The sequence below is a fragment of the Pseudomonas sp. LBUM1676 genome (genome assembly GCF_059695605.1).
In genome coordinates this window covers 365,231-384,099 of record NZ_CP166777.1, presented here as the reverse complement: position 1 = coordinate 384,099, position 18,869 = coordinate 365,231, and the positions used below count along the sequence as shown (strand labels likewise).

Annotated in this window: 14 protein-coding genes and 1 pseudogene; 11 read left to right on the top strand and 4 right to left on the bottom strand. The window is 60.2% G+C overall.

Annotated features, from left to right (window positions below; translation table 11 throughout):
- Positions 1-128: 128 nt before the first annotated feature.
- Positions 129-2,573: a penicillin-binding protein 1A gene (locus tag ACA041_RS01800; RefSeq protein WP_497441989.1), complete on the top strand. Its 2,445-nt coding sequence runs from the start codon at positions 129-131 to the stop codon at positions 2,571-2,573.
- Positions 2,574-2,645: 72 nt separating this feature from the next.
- On the opposite strand, the gene ACA041_RS01795 is transcribed toward ACA041_RS01800, so the two are convergent.
- From ACA041_RS01795 to rpmE, 3 genes and pseudogenes are all read right to left on the bottom strand, one after another.
- On the bottom strand, positions 2,646-3,914 hold the full coding sequence (locus tag ACA041_RS01795) for a malic enzyme-like NAD(P)-binding protein (RefSeq protein ID WP_497439617.1): 1,269 nt from the start codon (positions 3,912-3,914) through the stop codon (positions 2,646-2,648).
- A gap of 225 nt (positions 3,915-4,139) precedes the next feature.
- Positions 4,140-4,242 (bottom strand): annotated as a pseudogene (locus ACA041_RS01790) (thermonuclease family protein); the annotation flags it as partial.
- Between the two features lie 14 nt (positions 4,243-4,256).
- On the bottom strand, positions 4,257-4,490 hold the full coding sequence (gene rpmE, locus ACA041_RS01785) for a 50S ribosomal protein L31 (RefSeq protein WP_071552309.1): 234 nt from the start codon (positions 4,488-4,490) through the stop codon (positions 4,257-4,259).
- A gap of 292 nt (positions 4,491-4,782) precedes the next feature.
- Between rpmE and ACA041_RS01780 the strand changes: the two genes are divergently transcribed.
- The 10 genes from ACA041_RS01780 to ACA041_RS01735 all read left to right on the top strand — a co-directional run bounded on the left by ACA041_RS01780 (position 4,783) and on the right by ACA041_RS01735 (position 17,848).
- On the top strand, positions 4,783-7,002 hold the full coding sequence (locus ACA041_RS01780; protein ID WP_497439616.1) for a primosomal protein N': 2,220 nt from the start codon (positions 4,783-4,785) through the stop codon (positions 7,000-7,002).
- A 239-nt stretch (positions 7,003-7,241) separates the two neighbouring features.
- Entirely contained in the window at positions 7,242-8,978 is a 1,737-nt protein-coding gene (argS, locus tag ACA041_RS01775; RefSeq protein WP_497439615.1) for an arginine--tRNA ligase, read from the top strand.
- Between the two features lies 1 nt (position 8,979).
- Complete coding sequence (locus tag ACA041_RS01770; protein WP_497439614.1) at positions 8,980-9,687, top strand: SPOR domain-containing protein; 708 nt, start codon at positions 8,980-8,982, stop codon at positions 9,685-9,687.
- Positions 9,688-9,976: 289 nt separating this feature from the next.
- Positions 9,977-10,507, top strand: coding sequence for an ATP-dependent protease subunit HslV (hslV, locus tag ACA041_RS01765; RefSeq protein WP_305447873.1), 531 nt, complete (start codon positions 9,977-9,979; stop codon positions 10,505-10,507).
- Between the two features lie 55 nt (positions 10,508-10,562).
- Positions 10,563-11,903 (top strand): ATP-dependent protease ATPase subunit HslU, encoded by a 1,341-nt coding sequence (gene hslU / locus ACA041_RS01760; protein WP_497439613.1) that lies wholly within the window; start codon positions 10,563-10,565, stop codon positions 11,901-11,903.
- A 142-nt stretch (positions 11,904-12,045) separates the two neighbouring features.
- Positions 12,046-12,423, top strand: a complete 378-nt coding sequence (locus tag ACA041_RS01755) for a gamma-butyrobetaine hydroxylase family protein (RefSeq protein WP_497439612.1) — start codon at positions 12,046-12,048, stop codon at positions 12,421-12,423.
- Between the two features lie 258 nt (positions 12,424-12,681).
- On the top strand, positions 12,682-14,361 hold the full coding sequence (phaC, locus tag ACA041_RS01750; protein ID WP_497439611.1) for a class II poly(R)-hydroxyalkanoic acid synthase: 1,680 nt from the start codon (positions 12,682-12,684) through the stop codon (positions 14,359-14,361).
- 155 nt (positions 14,362-14,516) lie between these two features.
- Positions 14,517-15,371, top strand: a complete 855-nt coding sequence (phaZ, locus tag ACA041_RS01745) for a poly(3-hydroxyalkanoate) depolymerase (protein ID WP_497439610.1) — start codon at positions 14,517-14,519, stop codon at positions 15,369-15,371.
- A 114-nt stretch (positions 15,372-15,485) separates the two neighbouring features.
- Positions 15,486-17,168 carry a class II poly(R)-hydroxyalkanoic acid synthase gene (phaC, locus tag ACA041_RS01740; protein ID WP_497439609.1) on the top strand — a complete coding sequence of 561 codons (1,683 nt, stop codon included), beginning with the start codon at positions 15,486-15,488 and terminating at the stop codon, positions 17,166-17,168.
- Between the two features lie 59 nt (positions 17,169-17,227).
- Positions 17,228-17,848 carry a TetR/AcrR family transcriptional regulator gene (locus tag ACA041_RS01735; protein ID WP_497439608.1) on the top strand — a complete coding sequence of 207 codons (621 nt, stop codon included), beginning with the start codon at positions 17,228-17,230 and terminating at the stop codon, positions 17,846-17,848.
- A gap of 176 nt (positions 17,849-18,024) precedes the next feature.
- Here the strand turns inward: ACA041_RS01735 and ACA041_RS01730 are convergent, their stop codons facing one another.
- Positions 18,025-18,861: a phasin family protein gene (locus tag ACA041_RS01730; protein ID WP_497439607.1), complete on the bottom strand. Its 837-nt coding sequence runs from the start codon at positions 18,859-18,861 to the stop codon at positions 18,025-18,027.
- Positions 18,862-18,869 lie beyond the last annotated feature (8 nt).

Here is an 18,869-nt window from a genome sequence, read left to right as displayed (position 1 = left end):
CCCGCGACGGAAAAATGCTTATAATGCCCAGCGTTTTTTTCCGCTTTTACTTCAAGCGCGGGCCGTTCCCTGTTTAGCTGAACCCTGTTGCCTAATTCATTCTTTGCCCTGGATATCCAAAAGCCTTGATTCGTCTGCTGAAATTTTTCGGATGGTCCATCCTCGCCGTCTTCTGCGGGCTGCTCCTTGGTCTGAGCGGCGCGTTTCTATACCTTAGCCCCGGATTGCCATCCGTGGAGGCATTGAGAAGCATTCAGTTGCAGATTCCGTTGCGGGTGTACAGCAGCGACGACAAATTGATCGCGGAATTTGGCGAAATGCGCCGCACGCCGATCCGTTTCGCCGACATCCCCCCCAATTTCATCAATGCCTTGCTCAGCGCTGAAGACGACAATTTCGCCAACCACTACGGCGTCGATCCCGGCAGCCTGATGCGCGCCGCCACCCAGTTGATCAAGAGCGGACACATCCAGTCCGGCGGCAGCACCATCACCATGCAGGTGGCGAAGAATTTCTTCCTGACCAGCGAACGCAGCTTCTCGCGCAAGACCACCGAAATCCTCCTGGCCCTGCAGATCGAACGGCAACTGACCAAGGACGAAATCCTTGAGTTGTACGTGAACAAAATCTATCTGGGCAACCGCGCCTACGGCATCGAGGCGGCGGCGCAAGTCTACTACGGTAAATCGATTCGTGACGTCAGTCTGGCACAGATGGCGATGATCGCGGGCCTGCCCAAAGCGCCGTCGCGTTTCAACCCGCTGGCGAACCCGGCCCGCAGCAAGGAACGTCGGGACTGGATCCTGGGGCGCATGTACAAGCTGGGCAAAATCACCGAGGCCGACTACACCGCTGCGATCAACGAGCCGCTCAACGCCAGTTATCACGTACCGACCCCGGAAGTGAACGCGCCGTACATTGCTGAAATGGCCCGGGCCGAAATGGTCGGGCGCTACGGCAGCGGTGCCTATACCGAAGGTTTCCGCGTGACCACCACGGTGCCGAGCAACCTGCAGGAAATGGCCAATACCGCGGTCCACGAAGGCTTGATGAGCTACGATCAGCGTCATGGTTATCGCGGCCCCGAGTCACGCCTGCCGGGCAAGACCCGCGAGGCCTGGGCTACCGAACTGACCAAACAGCGCACCATCAGCAGCCTTGAGCCGGCGATCGTCATCCAGGTCGACAAGACCGGCCTGCAAGTGCTGACCCGCACCGGTGAAGAACACGTGAGCTGGGACACCATGAAATGGGCGCGTCCGTTCCTCAACACCAACAGCATGGGCGCCAATCCGAAGCAGCCGTCGGATGTGGCTCAGGTCGGCAATCTGATTCGCGTCCAGCGCCAGCCGGACAACTCACTGAAGTTCAGCCAGATCCCGCAAGCCCAGGGCGCACTGGTGTCCCTCGACCCGCAGAATGGTGCCATTCGCTCGCTGGTTGGCGGCTTTGCTTTCGAGCAGAGCAACTACAACCGCGCGCTGCAGGCCAAGCGTCAGCCAGGTTCGAGCTTCAAGCCGTTCGTCTACAGCGCCGCACTGGATAACGGCTACACCGCCGCCAGCCTGGTCAACGACGCCCCTATCGTGTTCGTCGACGAATACCTGGACAAGGTCTGGCGTCCAAAGAACGACACCAACACCTTCCTCGGCCCGATCCGCATGCGCGAGGCGCTCTACAAGTCGCGCAACCTGGTGTCGATCCGCCTGCTGCAAGCGCTGGGTGTCGACCGCACCATCGACTACATCAGCAAGTTCGGCTTCAACAAACAGGACCTGCCGCGCAACCTGTCCCTGGCGCTCGGCACCGCGACCCTGACACCCATGGAGATCGCCACCGGCTGGAGCACCTTTGCCAACGGCGGCTACAAGATCACCCCGTACATCATCGACAAGATCGAAAGCCGCAACGGCGACACGCTGTTCCTCGCCAACCCGCCAAGCGTTCCGAAAGGTGATGTCGTCAGCGACGGCATCGCTGCCCCGGCTCCGGCTGCCGACGCCATCACCGTCAGCGCAACGCCAGGCGATACCCTGACTGCCCAGCCAGCGCCACCAACACCGGCCGTGGCCGAACGCATTGTCGATGGCCGCACCACGTACATCCTCAACAGCATGCTTGAAGATGTGATCAAACGCGGCACCGGCCGCCGCGCCCTGGCGTTGGGTCGTAGCGACATTGCGGGCAAGACCGGTACCACTAACGAATCCAAGGATGCCTGGTTCTCCGGCTATAACGCCGACTACGTGACCACCGTCTGGACCGGCTTCGACCAACCTGAAAGCCTGGGTCGTCGGGAGTTCGGCGGCACGGTCGCGCTGCCGATCTGGATGAGCTACATGGCTGCCGCCCTCAAAGACAAGCCGCCCCACACACAGCAGGAACCGGAAGGCATCCTCAGCCTGCGGGTTGACCCGATCAGTGGCCGTGCAGCCACCCCAGGCACGCCAGGCGCCTACTTCGAACTGTTCAAGGCCGAAGACACGCCACCCTCGGGCAACGAGCTGGGCAACGGGAATGCGCCGGGCAGCCCGCTGCCGGCAGATGAAGGGGCGCCGATCGATTTGTTCTGATTGCGTAGCCACACGCAAAAGCCCCGCCTTCGAAAGAAGTGCGGGGCTTTTTGTTTGAAGCGCTACAACGGCTTAGCCGTTGAACACATCATCCACGCTTTTGAGCGGGTAGTTCTTCGGATACGGCAGGGTTGCCACACCGGTCTCGATTGCAGCCTTGGCGACAGCATCGGAGATCAGCGTGATCAGGCGGGCATCCATTGGCTTCGGAATGATGTACTCACGACCGAATTCCAGCTTGATGCCGCCGTAGGCGTCGCAGACTTCCTGAGGCACTGGCAGCTTGGCCAGTTCACGCAGGGCGTTGGCCGCAGCCACTTTCATTTCTTCGTTGATGCGCTTGGCGCGTACGTCCAGGGCACCACGGAAGATGAACGGGAAGCCCAGTACGTTGTTGACCTGGTTCGGGTAGTCCGAACGGCCGGTCGCCATGATCACGTCGTCACGGGTGGCGTGAGCCAGTTCCGGGGAGATTTCCGGATCCGGGTTCGAGCAGGCGAACACGATCGGATTCGCGGCCATGGACTTCAGGCCTTCGGCGCTCAGCAGGTTCGGACCGGACAGACCAACGAACACGTCAGCGCCTTCCAGCGCGTCAGCCAGGGAGCGCTTCTCGGTCGCGTGAGCGAACACCGCCTTGTACTGGTTCAGGTCGTCACGGCCGGAGTGGATCACGCCGGTGCGGTCAACCATGTAGATGTTTTCGATGTTGGCGCCCATGCTCACCAGCAATTTCATGCAGGAGATGGCGGCAGCACCGGCACCCAGGCAGACGATCTTAGCGTCCTGCAGGGTTTTTCCAGCGATTTCCAGGGCGTTGATCATGCCGGCCGCGGTCACGATTGCGGTGCCGTGCTGGTCATCGTGGAATACCGGAATGTCGCACTGCTCGATCAGAGCGCGTTCGATCTCAAAGCACTCAGGTGCCTTGATGTCTTCCAGGTTGATGCCGCCGAAGGTAATGGAGATGCGCTTGACGGTGTCGATGAAGGCTTGCGGGCTCTCGGAGTCGACTTCGATGTCGAATACGTCGATGCCGGCGAAGCGCTTGAACAACACGCCTTTACCTTCCATCACTGGCTTGGAAGCCAATGGGCCGAGGTTACCCAGGCCGAGAATCGCGGTGCCATCGGAAATGACTGCAACCAGGTTGCCTTTGCCGGTGTACTTGTAGGCCAGTTCAGGATCGCGGGCGATTTCGCGTACTGGTTCGGCTACGCCGGGGCTGTAGGCCAGCGACAGGTCGCGGGCGGTAGCGGTGGCCTTGGTGAGCTCGACACTCAGCTTCCCTGGACGAGGATGGGCGTGATATTCGAGAGCGGCAGTTTTCAAATCAGACATGTGGGCATTCCGCTTTTTACTGTTGGACAGACGGACCGCCGAGGATACGCGTGTCGCAAAGTCCCCACAAGACTGACCAGTCACCCCTGTCAAGCGGACCGCCCTACGACTTTGGGCCAAGAGCCACGGAACACAAGGGATATACTGTTCACAATCAGAAGAAAAAATGTCTACAATTTTTTATCGAGGCAACGCTTGAAGCATCATTCCGCGACCCGAGGACACGTTGGGCGCCGGGCAGAAGGCCTGGGCCAGCGCAAAGCCAAATCGCAGACACAAAAAAGGCGCCCGCAAGGGACGCCTTTTTCATCAGCAAGGAAAAGCCCAGGGGGCTTTGCAACCTTACTCTGCAGCAGCAGGAGCCTTGGCTTTGCCAAAAGCACCGAAACGGTCTGCGAAGCGCTGTACACGACCGCCAGTATCCAGAGTCTTCTGCTTACCGGTGTAGAACGGGTGGCACTCGTTGCATACGTCGATCGCCAGAGGCTTGGCCAGGTTCGAACGAGTTTCGAACTTGTTGCCACAGCTGCAGGTAACTGCGGTGATTTCGTATGTTGGATGGATATCGGCTTTCATGGTGAATTCCTCAGGCTAGCGTGCCGCCACTCAACACCATTGTTGAATACCGCACGTAATTAGGCCGCGGATTCTACCAGACAACGCCAATCACGCAAGCTGTCCCTTAAACCGACCGTCTGCTAGGCTCCCGACCCAATACGCGATCCCTTGTGGGAGCGAGCTTGCTCGCGATAGCGGTGTGCCAGACGATGTAAATGTTGACTGACACGCCGTCATCGCGAGCAAGCTTGCTCCCACAAGGGATGTACGACCCCGCTTTTTTATAGCCTGTTGATCGAGATCCCCCCGCGTGCCCGACGCCATTCTGCGCCTCGCCCTGCCCTCGCCTCTGCGCCGCCTGTTCGATTACCGTGCACCGGCTGGCGTCCTGCGCGCCCAGTTGCATCCGGGCATGCGCCTGCGGGTGCCGTTCGGTCGACGGGAGATGATCGGGATTCTGGTGGAGGTCACCGACACCAGCGAAGTCCCGGCGGAAAAACTCAAACCGGCCCTGGCCCTGCTCGACGCCACGCCGCCGTTGCCGCCCGCGCTGTTCAAGCTGTGCCTGTGGACTTCCCAGTATTACCAGCACAGCCTCGGCGACACCTTGAGCTGGGCACTGCCGGTGTTGCTGCGCCAGGGCGAACTGGCCGAAGCACGCCAGGAACGCTTCTGGTCCGCTGCGCCGGGCGCCCGCCTCGATGACCCGCGCATCGCCCGCGCTCCGCGCCAGCGTGAAGCCCTGGCGACCCTGGCCCAGCATCCCCATGGCGTCGCCCATCAGTTGTTGAGCAAACTGATGCTGAGCAAGGACAGCCTCGATTTATTGCTGGCCAAAGACCTGGTGCAGGTGGAAATCCGCCGGCACGCCCCTGGCGCGCGCCACGAACACTGGCTGGCGCAGCCGGAACTGCCACTCAACCCGGAACAGCGGGCGGCTTATGAAGCGATTCGCGCCGGTTTTGACAGTTATCATGCGTTCCTGCTGGCCGGCGTCACCGGCAGCGGCAAGACTGAAGTCTATTTGCAGCTGATCCGCGAAACCCTCGAAGCGGGCAAGCAGGCACTGGTGCTGATCCCGGAAATCAACCTCGGCCCGCAGACCCTGGCGCGCTTCGAGCAACGTTTCAATGCACGCATCGCGCTGATCCACTCGGCGGTCAATGATCGCGAACGCCTGGACGCCTGGCTGGCCGCCCGGGACGGCGAGGCCGACATCATTATCGGCACCCGTTCGGCGCTGTTCACCCCGATGAAGAACCCCGGTCTGATCATCATCGACGAAGAGCACGACGGTTCCTATAAACAGCAGGAGGGCCTGCGCTATCACGCTCGCGACCTCGCGCTGGTACGCGCACGGCAGGAAAACATTCCGATCGTCCTCGGCTCCGCCACGCCGTCACTGGAAAGCCTGCACAATGCCTACACCGGCCGGTACGGACTCCTGCGCCTGAACGAACGCGCCGGCGGCGCCAAGCAGCCACGCTTCCTGCGCCTTGACGTGAAAAGTCGCCCGCTGGACAGCGGTATTTCCGGGCCGATGCAGCAAGCCATCGGACAGACCCTGGCTGCCGGGCAACAGGTTCTGGTATTCCTTAACCGCCGCGGTTTTGCGCCGACGCTGTTGTGTCATGACTGCGGCTGGATGTCCGAGTGCCAACGCTGTGATGCACGAATGACCGTGCACCAGCGCTCCGGCGAACTACGCTGCCACCATTGCGGTTACGTCGAACGCGTGCCCCGGCATTGCCCCAAGTGCGGCAAAGTTGACCTGCGCCCCGTAGGTGCCGGTACCGAGCGCGCCGAAGAACGCCTGGCGATTCTGTTCCCCGACGTCCCGGTGCTGCGGGTGGACCGCGACAGCACTTCGCGCAAGGACGCGATGAATCAGTTGTTCGCCACCATCCAGAAAGGCCATCCATGTATTCTGGTGGGCACGCAGATGCTTGCCAAAGGGCACCACTTTCCACGCGTGACCCTGGTGTCGATACTCGATGCGGATGGCGGGCTGTTTTCCGGCGATTTCCGCGCCAGCGAGCGCATGGCGCAGCTGATCGTCCAGGTCGCAGGCCGCGCGGGCCGGGCTGAAGAGCCGGGCAAGGTCATCATCCAGACGCATCTGGCAGACCATCCGCTGTTGGTGCAGTTGACCGAACAGGGCTATTTCGCCTTTGCCGAGCAGGCCTTGAGCGAACGTCGCTCGGCAGGGCTACCGCCATTTGCCCATCTGGCACTGCTACGGGCCGAAGCACACAAGCCGGGGCAGGCCGAAAGCTTTCTTGACGAGGCGTGCAGTGAGGCGGAGCGCTTGCTGGCTGAACAGAACCTGACCGGGATCGAGTTGCTCGGGCCGGTGCCGGCGCCAATGGAACGCCGGGCCGGGCGTTATCGTGCGCAGTTGTTGTTGCAAGCCACGGCCCGGGCTCCGCTGCATCGGTTGCTTGCCAGTTGGTTGCTGGTGCTGGAGCAGATGCCGAGTGGGCGGGCGGTGCGTTGGTCTTTGGATGTTGATCCCGTAGATTTATATTGATTTCGAAATCGCTTTCGCGAGCAGGCTCGCTCCCACAGAGGTTTTGAGCCAGGTCCAAAATTGTTGTACACCGCCGATCCCCTGTGGGAGCGAGCCTGCTCGCGAAGGCGTCCGATTTGTCACCACATATCCATAACCTGCCCGCTATAGTTGGCAAGCCCGCCTTCGCAACGGATAATGCCCAGTTTTTCCACCAGCGCATTGAAGCGCCGCCGCGCTTGCGGTCGAAAGAGAAGACCATGAAAGACACCATTCGCCAGCTGATCCAACAAGCCATCACCCAACTCGTCAACGAAGGTGTGTTGCCTGAAGGCCTGTCGCCGGCGATCCAGGTGGAAAACTCCCGCGACAAGAAGAATGGCGACTTCGCCAGCAATATCGCGATGATGCTGGCCAAACCCGCCGGCATGAAGCCGCGCGACCTGGCGGAGAAAATCATCGCTGCGCTGCCGGCCGACGAAAACGTCTCCAAAGCCGAAATCGCCGGCCCTGGTTTCCTCAATTTCTTCCAGAACACCCAAGCCCTGGCCACTCGCCTGGATGCCGCCCTGGCCGACGATCACATCGGTGTACGCAAGGCGGGCCCGTTGCAGCGCACCGTGGTCGACCTGTCGGCGCCGAACCTGGCCAAAGAGATGCATGTCGGCCACTTGCGCTCGACCATCATCGGCGACGGCGTGGCCCGCGTGCTGGAGTTCCTCGGCGACGAAGTGATCCGTCAGAACCACGTTGGCGACTGGGGCACCCAGTTCGGCATGCTGATGGCCTACCTTCAGGAAAACCCGATCACCAGCGACGAGCTGTCGGACCTGGAAAATTTCTACCGCGCCGCCAAGCAGCGCTTCGACGAATCCGAAGAATTCGCCGACCGCGCCCGTGGCCTGGTGGTCAAGCTGCAGGCCGGTGACCCGGATTGCCTGGCGCTGTGGACCAGGTTCAAGGACATCTCCCTGTCCCACTGCCAGAAAATCTACGAACTGCTGAACGTCAAACTGACCATGGCCGACGTGATGGGCGAAAGCGCCTACAACGACGACCTGATCAACGTGGTCAACGACCTCAAGGCCGCCGGCATGCTGGTCGAGAGCAACGGCGCCCAGTGCGTGTTCCTCGATGAATTCAAGAACGCCGACGGCGACCCGCTGCCGGTGATCATCGTCAAGGCGGGCGGCGGCTACCTGTATGCCACCACCGATTTGGCGGCAGTGCGTTACCGCAGCGGCAAGCTCAAGGCCGATCGCGCGCTGTACTTCGTCGATCAACGTCAGGCTTTGCACTTCCAGCAAGTGTTTGCCGTGGCGCGCAAGGCCGGCTTCGTGACCCATCCGATGGAAATGGAACACATGGGCTTCGGCACCATGAACGGCGCCGATGGCCGCCCGTTCAAGACCCGTGACGGTGGCACCGTGAAGCTGATCGACCTGCTGACCGAAGCCCAGGAACGCGCCTACACCCTGGTGAAGGACAAGAACCCGGAACTGGCCGAAGCCGAGTTGCGCAACATTGCCAAGGTTGTGGGCATCGGCGCGGTAAAATACGCCGACCTGTCCAAACACCGCACCAGCGACTACAGCTTCAACTTCGACCTGATGCTGAACTTCGAAGGCAACACCGCGCCGTACCTGCTGTACGCCTACACCCGTGTGGCCGGAGTGTTCCGCAAGCTCGGCAAGGACTTCAGCGAAGTTGAAGGCCAGATCGTCCTTGAAGCACCACACGAACACGAACTGGCAGCGAAACTGGCGCAATTCGGTGAAGTGTTGAACAACGTGTCTGACAAAGGTACACCGCACATCCTGTGCACCTACCTGTACGATGTCGCCGGCCTGTTCTCCAGTTTCTACGAGAACTGCCCGATCCTCGGCGCCGACACCCCGGCGCAAATGCAGAGCCGCCTGCGCCTCGCCGCGCTGACCGGCCGCACTCTCAAGCAAGGCCTGGAACTCTTGGGTCTGGAAACTCTGGAGCGTATGTAAGTTGGCTGCCAAGAAAAAACCTGCACCCAAGCGTGGCGCCAGCCGTTACCAAGCTCCTGCAAAGCAACCGATCCCGGGTTGGCTGTGGATGGCCATCGGCCTGACGGTCGGTGCGTTCATCGTATTCCTGATGAAGCTGGAACCGGGCAAGGGCAGCGAGAGCGTCAAGCGCGAGAAAATCGAGCAACAGAAAGCCACCAGGATCGCCGAGGCCAACAAGACCCCGCCGAGCCCGACGCAACCGGTGAAGCCGAAATACGACTTCTACACGCTGCTGCCGGAATCGGAAGTCATCGTGCCAGCGGATGCCGTACCGGAGAAGACCCTGCCGACGCCACAAGTGCCGGCCATTCCGACGACGCCGGTAACGCCTGAACAAGCGGCGAAGATCGACACCGCGCGAGCTCAGGCGGCGTTGGCGGGCATTACGCCGCCACCGGCACCGCCAGTGGCCAAAGCGGCGCCTGTCACCAAGTTCTTCCTTCAGGCTGGCTCATTCCGCAAGGAGGCTGACGCCGACAAGGTTCGGGCGCAGATCATCCTGCTCGGCCAGGCCGTGGCGGTTGAATCGGGCACGGTGAAAGACGAGACCTGGTACCGGGTGCTGGTTGGCCCGTTCAGTAACCGCGAGCAACTGACTACGGCCCAGAAACAACTGGCCGGCGCAGGATTCAGCAACCTGTTGTTACAACAACGCCAGAACCGCTGATTTCGTCAGAAACACCGAGTCATCGTTATTCGCGAGCAAGCCTCGCTCCTACAGGCCATGCATCGTTCACGATATTGTGAACGCCGTAAAATGCACCGTTCACCTTATTTTTGAACGGTGCACCACCTGTAGGAGCGAGGCTTGCCCGCGAAGGCGTCAGAACAGACAACACCCCCCTCCGCGCCAAACACCGCTCGTCCCCCGCCAAGTCCAACAGTTGAAATACGCGTCACCACCCCCATATGAGTTGGCATAAGGCATTTTCGCCCCGCTGCGTGGAGACTCTCCCTTGACCACCATCGTTTCAGTTCGCCGCCACGGCAAAGTCGTCATGGGCGGCGACGGCCAGGTTTCTCTCGGCAATACCGTGATGAAAGGCAACGCGAAGAAAGTTCGCCGCCTGTATCACGGCCAGGTGATCGCCGGTTTTGCCGGGGCCACCGCTGACGCCTTCACTCTTTTCGAGCGTTTCGAAGGCCAGCTCGAGAAACACCAGGGTCATCTGGTTCGCGCCGCCGTCGAACTCGCCAAGGAATGGCGTACCGACCGCACCCTCAGCCGCCTCGAAGCCATGCTCGCGGTCGCCAACAAAGACGCCTCCTTGATCATCACCGGTAACGGCGACGTGGTCGAACCTGAACAAGGCCTGATCGCCATGGGTTCCGGCGGCGGTTACGCTCAGGCCGCTGCCAGCGCCCTGCTGAAGAAAACCGATCTGTCGGCCCGGGAAATCGTCGAGACTGCCTTGGGCATCGCCGGCGACATCTGTGTATTCACCAACCACACCTTCACCATTGAGGAGCAGGACCTCGCCGAGTAAGCCTGTTCCGGCCTTGGTGCCACGGCTCACTTTTGCTTGAGGACCGCCAATTACTATGTCCATGACTCCCCGTGAAATCGTCCACGAACTCAATCGCCATATCATCGGCCAGGACGATGCCAAGCGCGCCGTCGCCATCGCGCTGCGTAATCGCTGGCGCCGGATGCAGCTGCCTGAAGAGCTGCGCGTTGAAGTCACCCCCAAGAACATCCTGATGATCGGCCCGACCGGTGTCGGTAAAACCGAGATCGCCCGTCGCCTGGCCAAACTGGCCAACGCGCCGTTCATCAAAGTCGAAGCGACCAAGTTCACCGAAGTCGGTTATGTCGGTCGCGACGTTGAATCGATCATTCGTGACCTGGCTGACGCGGCCATCAAGCTGCTGCGCGAACAGGAAATGACCAAGGTCCGCCATCGCGCCGAAGATGCCGCCGAAGAGCGTATCCTCGATGCCCTGCTGCCACCGGCACGTATGGGCTTCAGCAACGATGACGCCGCACCGTCGGCGGACTCCAATACTCGTCAGCTGTTCCGTAAGCGTTTGCGCGAAGGCCAGCTGGACGACAAGGAAATCGAAATCGAAGTCGCCGAAGTGGTCGGCGTCGATATCTCCGCGCCACCGGGCATGGAAGAGATGACCAACCAGTTGCAAAGCCTGTTCGCCAACATGGGCAAGGGCAAGCGCAAGAGCCGCAAGATCAAGGTCAAGGAAGCGCTGAAGCTGGTGCGTGACGAAGAAGCCGGCCGCCTGGTCAACGAAGAAGAGTTGAAGGCCAAGGCCCTGGAAGCGGTCGAGCAGCACGGCATTGTGTTCATCGACGAAATCGACAAGGTGGCCAAGCGCGGCAATTCCGGCGGCGTCGACGTGTCCCGCGAGGGCGTCCAGCGCGACTTGCTGCCGCTGATCGAAGGCTGCACTGTCAACACCAAACTGGGCATGGTCAAGACCGACCACATCCTGTTCATCGCCTCCGGTGCGTTCCACCTGAGCAAGCCAAGCGATCTGGTACCTGAGCTGCAAGGGCGTCTGCCGATCCGTGTCGAACTCAAGGCACTGACTCCGGAAGATTTCGAGCGCATTCTCAGCGAGCCGCATGCGTCGCTAACCGAGCAGTACTGCGCCCTGCTGAAAACCGAAGGCCTGGTCATCGAGTTCCAGCCGGACGGCATCAAGCGTATCGCCGAGATCGCCTGGCAGGTCAACGAGAAGACCGAGAACATCGGTGCCCGTCGCCTGCACACCCTGCTCGAGCGTCTGCTCGAAGAGGTGTCGTTCAGCGCCGGCGACCTGGCCAGTGCCCACGATGAAAAGGCGATCCTGATCGATGCCGACTACGTCAACAACCACCTGGGCGAATTGGCACAGAACGAAGACCTGTCCCGTTATATCCTGTAAGAAACTCTTACAGTGATGGAGGACCTGTGGGAGCGAGCTTGCTCGCGATGACGGCGGTACATTCACACAATGCGTTGAATGTCACACCGCTATCGCGAGCAAGCTCGCTCCCACAGGGTTCTACCCAAAACGGAATGCAGTCATGACCCAACTCCCCACCGATATCAAACTGCACAAAGCCTCGAAAACCCTGTCGCTGAAATACGCGTCCGGCGAGGAGTTTCACCTGCCCGCCGAATTCCTTCGCGTGCACTCCCCCTCTGCCGAGGTCCAGGGCCACGGCAAACCCATCCTGCAATTTGGCAAGATCGGCGTAGGCCTGACCAAGGTCGAACCGGCTGGCCAGTACGCACTGAAATTGACCTTCGACGATGGCCACGACAGCGGCCTGTTCACCTGGGAGTATCTGTACCAGCTGGGCGTGCGCCAGGAGGATCTCTGGAACGATTATCTTGGCGAACTCAAAGCGGCTGGAAAAACCCGTGATCCGAGCGAATCCATCGTCAAGCTGATGCTCTAAATCGGGCCTTTTGCTCTTTAGAAGGCATTTTCTAATTTCATCTGTTTGAATGCTCGGCTTCCGGGCCGTCGATTGGCCTGCTTGCGAAAAAAATTAAACTCGGGTAACCAATGGAGCTGGCAAGGTCCCTGCAGTGCTCTCTGAACTAAAAAGCAGAGATGCAGAATTATCGGTCACCCGAGCAGTAGTACCCGGCATTGGCTGTGAGACTGCACAGCTGGACCCGGGTACTCGTCTCAGGACAATGGAGCGTCGTAGATGAGTAACAAGAATAACGATGACTTGAAGTATCAAGCCTCGGAAAACACCTTGGGGCTGAATCCTGTCGTTGGGTTGCGTGGAAAAGATCTGCTGGCCTCTGCTCGAATGGTGCTCAGGCAAGCCATCAAACAACCGATTCACAGTGCCAAACATGTCGCCCATTTCGGTCTTGAACTGAAGAACGTGCTGTTTGGCAAATCCGAACTGCAACCGACAAGCGATGACCGTCGCTTCGCGGATCCGGCCTGGAGCCAGAACCCGCTCTACAAACGTTATCTGCAAACCTATCTGGCGTGGCGCAAGGAACTCCACGACTGGATCGACAACAGCAATCTGCCGCCCAATGATGCCAGCCGCGGACACTTCGTGATCAACCTCATGACCGAAGCCATGGCGCCGACCAACAGCGCGGCCAATCCGGCGGCGGTCAAACGTTTCTTTGAAACCGGCGGCAAAAGTCTGCTCGATGGCCTCTCGCATCTGGCCAAGGACCTGGTGCACAACGGCGGCATGCCGAGCCAGGTCAACATGGGCGCATTTGAAGTCGGCAAAAGCCTGGGCGTTACCGAAGGCGCAGTGGTTTTCCGCAACGACGTACTGGAGCTGATTCAGTACCGGCCGACCACCGAGCAGGTGCACGAGCGCCCATTGCTGGTGGTGCCGCCGCAGATCAACAAGTTCTACGTGTTCGACCTGAGTCCGGACAAGAGCCTGGCGCGTTTCTGCCTGCGCAATAACGTGCAGACCTTTATCGTCAGCTGGCGCAACCCGACCAAGGAGCAGCGCGAGTGGGGTCTGTCGACCTACATCGAAGCGCTCAAGGAAGCGGTCGACGTGGTTACCGCGATCACTGGCAGCAAAGACGTGAACATGCTTGGCGCCTGCTCCGGCGGTATCACTTGCACCGCTCTGCTGGGCCACTACGCGGCGATTGGCGAGAAAAAGGTCAACGCCCTCACCTTGCTGGTCAGTGTGCTGGATACCACCCTGGACAGCGACGTTGCGCTATTCGTCAACGAACAAACCCTCGAAAGCGCCAAGCGCCACTCTTATCAGGCCGGTGTGCTGGAAGGCCGCGACATGGCGAAAGTCTTCGCCTGGATGCGTCCCAATGATCTGATCTGGAACTACTGGGTCAACAACTACCTGCTGGGCAACGAGCCGCCGGTGTTCGACATCCTGTTCTGGAACAACGACACCACACGGTTGCCTGCAGCATTCCACGGCGACCTGATCGAATTGTTCAAAAATAACCCGTTGATCCGCGCCGATGCACTGGAAGTGTGCGGTACGCCGATCGACCTGAAGCAGGTGACTGTCGACATCTTTTCCCTGGCCGGCACCAACGATCACATCACGCCGTGGAAGTCCTGCTACAAGTCGGCACAACTGTTTGGTGGCAACGTGGAATTCGTGCTGTCCAGCAGCGGTCATATCCAGAGCATCCTGAACCCGCCGGGCAATCCGAAATCGCGCTACATGACCAGCCTCGAAATGCCGGGCACGGCCGAGGACTGGCAAGAAAACTCCACCAAGCACACCGATTCCTGGTGGCTGCACTGGCAGGCGTGGCAAGCCGAGCGTTCGGGCAACCTGAAAAAGGCCCCGACGAAACTGGGCAATAAGGCTTACCCGGCGGGCGAGGCGGCGCCAGGCACTTACGTACACGAACGGTAACCGACACACCTCGCTCTACCTGTAGGAGCGAGCTTGCTCGCGAAGGACGTCAACGATAACGCGTGCTGCCTGGTCAACGCGTTACCCTCACGTTTTTCGCGAGCAAGCTCGCCCCTACAGGGGCCGGGGACGAATTAACCCACAGGGCCTGAAGCATGCCGCAACAGTTCATCTTTCGTACCGTCGACCTGGATGGCCAGACCCTCCGCACGGCGGTACGCCCCGGCAAGCCTCATTTGACGCCCTTGCTGATTTTCAACGGCATCGGCGCCAACCTGGAGCTGGTGTTTCCGTTCGTCGCGGCGCTGGACCCGGACCTGGAAGTCATCGCCTTCGACGTACCCGGTGTCGGCGGCTCGTCGACGCCAAGCCGGCCCTATCGTTTTCCGGGCCTGGCGAAACTCACGGCGCGAATGCTCGATTATCTCGACTATGGGCAAGTCAATGTGATCGGCGTGTCCTGGGGCGGCGCCCTCGCCCAGCAGTTCGCCTACGACTACCCCGAACGCTGCAAAAAACTCGTCCTGGCAGCCACGGCAGCTGGCACAGTGATGGTACCGGGCAAGCCAAAAGTGCTGTGGCTGATGGCCAGTCCGCGACGCTATATCCAACCGTCTCACGTGATCCGTATTGCGCCGATGATCTACGGCGGCGCGTTCCGCCGCGATCCAACCCTCGCCGCCAGCCATGCCGCCAAGGTCCGCTCGGCGGGCAAGCTCGGTTACTACTGGCAATTGTTCGCCGGTCTCGGGTGGACCAGCATTCACTGGCTGCACAAGATCCATCAGCCAACCCTGGTATTGGCTGGCGACGACGACCCATTGATCCCTCTGATCAACATGCGCGTACTCGCCTGGCGGATTCCCAATGCCCAGTTGCACATCATCGATGACGGGCATCTGTTCCTCATTACCCGGGCCGAAGCCGTGGCACCGATCATCATGAAATTCCTCGAGGAAGAACGGCAGCGCGCGGTGATGCATCCGCATCCGGCGCCATTGGGCAGTTAACCGACTCATCGTCGGTCGGCAGGACGCCGCGCCGCGCAACAATCCGCAACAGCGTCTATGGTGTTCTGGTTCGGTGTATATGTATTTGGCCTGAAGACGAAGGAGTGTTGATTCATGCGCGAAAAACCAGCGAGGGATTTTTTACCGACTCCCGCCGCGTTCATCAATGCACAGAGTGCGATCACCGGTCTGCGCGGCCGGGATCTGTTTTCAACGCTGCGCAGCGTTGCCGCCCATGGCTTGCGCAACCCGGTGCACACCGCCCGACACGCCTTGAAACTGGGCGGCCAGTTGGGTCGCGTGCTGCTGGGTGAAACCCTGCACCCGACCAATGCGCAGGACAGTCGCTTTGCCGACCCGGCCTGGAGTCTCAACCCTTTTTACCGCCGCAGTCTGCAGGCATACCTGAGCTGGCAGAAGCAGGTCAAAGGCTGGATCGACGAGAGCAACATGAGCCCGGACGATCGCGCCCGCGCCCACTTCGCATTCGCCTTGCTCAACGACGCCATGGCGCCTTCCAACAGCCTGCTCAATCCGTTGGCGATCAAGGAGATTTTCAACTCCGGCGGCAACAGCCTGGTGCGCGGAATCGGTCATCTGGTCGATGACTTGCTGCACAACGACGGTCTGCCCAGACAGGTCACCAAACAGGCTTTCGAAGTCGGCAAGACGGTCGCCACCACCACCGGCTCCGTGGTCTTTCGCAACGAACTGCTGGAGCTGATCCAGTACAAGCCGATGAGTGAAAAGCAGTATTCCAAACCACTGCTGGTGGTGCCGCCGCAGATCAACAAGTACTACATTTTCGACCTGAGCCCACACAACAGCTTCGTCCAGTTTGCGCTGAAGAACGGCCTGCAAACCTTCATGATCAGCTGGCGCAATCCCGATGTGCGCCATCGCGAATGGGGGCTGTCGACCTACGTTGAAGCCGTGGAGGAAGCAATGAACGTCTGCCGGGCGATCACCGGCGCCCGCGAAGTCAACCTGATGGGCGCCTGCGCCGGTGGCCTGACCATCGCCGCCCTGCAAGGGCACCTGCAGGCCAAGCGGCAACTGCGACGGGTATCCAGCGCGACATACCTGGTAAGCCTGCTCGACAGCCAGATGGACACGCCAGCGACCCTGTTCGCCGATGAGCAAACCCTCGAAGCGGCCAAGCGTCGTTCCTATCAGAAAGGCGTGCTGGACGGACGCGACATGGCCAAGGTCTTTGCCTGGATGCGCCCCAACGATTTGATCTGGAGTTACTTCGTCAACAACTACCTGTTGGGCAAGGAGCCGCCGGCGTTCGACATCCTCTACTGGAACAACGACAACACACGCCTGCCGGCAGCCTTGCATGGTGATTTGCTGGACTTCTTCAAACACAACCCGCTCAGTCATCCGGGCGGCCTCGAAGTGTGCGGCACGCCGATCGACTTGCAGAAAGTCACGGTCGACAGCTTCAGCGTGGCCGGCATCAATGATCACATCACGCCATGGGACGCGGTGTATCGCTCGACCTTGCTGCTGGGTGGCGAACGGCGCTTCGTGTTGTCCAACAGCGGGCATGTGCAGAGCATTCTCAACCCGCCCTCCAATCCGAAAGCCAATTTCGTCGAAAGCACGAAGCTGAGCAGTGACCCACGGGCCTGGTATTACGACGCTCAGCAAGTCGATGGCAGTTGGTGGACTCCGTGGCTGGGCTGGATTCAGGAGCGTTCAGGCGCACTAAAAGAAACCCGGATGACGCTCGGCAACCCGAATTATCCACCGATGGAGGCAGCACCCGGTACTTACGTGCGCGTGCGCTGACGCTCAACAAACCACGGCCGGAGTTGGCCGTGGCATGACTCGACCATTAAGAAGACTGGATGAAAACCCGCGACCGGATCCTCGAATGTGCCCTGCAGTTGTTCAATCAGAAGGGCGAACCGAACGTCTCCACCATGGAAGTTGCCAATGAAATGGGCATCAGCCCAGGCAATCTCTACTACCACTTCCACGGCAAGGAGCCGCTGATACTCGGGCTCTTCGAGCGCTTTCAGGCCGAACTTGCGCCATTGCTCGATCCGCCCGCCGATGTTGAACTGGCGCCCGAGGATTACTGGCTGTTCCTGCACCTGATCGTCGAGCGCCTGGCGCACTATCGATTCCTGTTCCAGGACCTGTCGAACCTGGCGGGGCGCCTGCCGAAACTGGCCAAGGGCATCCGCAACCTGCTCAATGCGCTCAAGCGCACACTGGCTTCATTGCTGGCGCAGCTGAAGGCTCAGGAGCAGTTGGTGAGTGACACTCAGGCGCTGGGCCAGCTGGTGGAGCAGATCACCATGACACTGCTGTTCTCGCTGGACTATCAGCGGATTCTGGATCGGGAGGGCGAGGTGCGATTGGTGGTGTATCAGATCATGATGCTAGTGGCACCGCATCTGTTGCCGCCGATCAAGGTGGCGACCGAGCGGTTGGCTCTGCAATACCTCGAAGAACACGAATAACCCATGTGGGGGCGAGCCTGCTCGCGAATGCAATTTGTCAGTCGGCATATGCGCTGACTGACACAGCGCTTTTGCGAGCAGGCTCGCTCCCACAATGGCTCCGCGGTGCTCATAAATCGGTGCACAAACAAAAACGCCCGACCTTTGCAGGCCGGGCGTTTTCTTGAGCCCTGAAATCAGGACTGACTGGTTGGCGTCGATGGAGCTGGCGCGACAGTCGGAGTTACAGCAGGTGTCGGTGCGGCAGCGGAGTTCGAAGTGCTGACCGGGGCTGCTGCCGGCTTGGCGGCAGCCTCTGCTGGTTTTGGTGCAGCGGCTTTCGGCGCTGCCGGTTTTTTCACGGCCGGCTTCTTCGCTGCGGCAGGTTTCGCCGCAGGCTTGGTTGCCGGTTTGGCTGCTGCGGTTTTGGCAGCAACCGATTTGGCCGCTGTCTTGGCTGCTGCAGGTTTAGCGGCGGCGGTCTTAGTCGCCGACTTGGCTGCGGACGCGACTTTCGCTGCGGCTTTGGCGACCGGTTTAGCGGCAGCCTTGGCCAGTGGCTTGGCCGTCGATTTTGCTGCAGGTTTGGCCGCTGCGGTTTTCGCCGCAACAGGCGCAACCTTGGCACCGGTGAGTTTTTCGATTTGCTTGGTCAGGGTATCGACCTTGCTGTGCAGCGCCTTGACTTCATTACGGCTCGGCACGCCGAGACGCGAAATGGCGCTGTTCAGACGCTTGTCGAAAGCCCCTTCCAGCTCATCCCATTTGCCCATTGCGCGATCTTTCACACCGCTGATGCGCGACTTGGCCGACGAAGCGGAGTCCTTGGCAGCATCGACTTTCTTGTCGACAGCGTTCTTGGTGAGCTTCTCGGCTTTCTCACCGTCTTTGACCAATGCATCGAAGAGCTTGCTGCCGTCAGTGTCGATCTTCGAGTACACGCCTAAACCAGCCAGCCAGATTTTGCGGGAGTAGTCTTCGACTTTCCCGATCCACGAGCTGCCTTCTTTGTCAGTATTCTTTTTACCAGCCATCCCGTTCT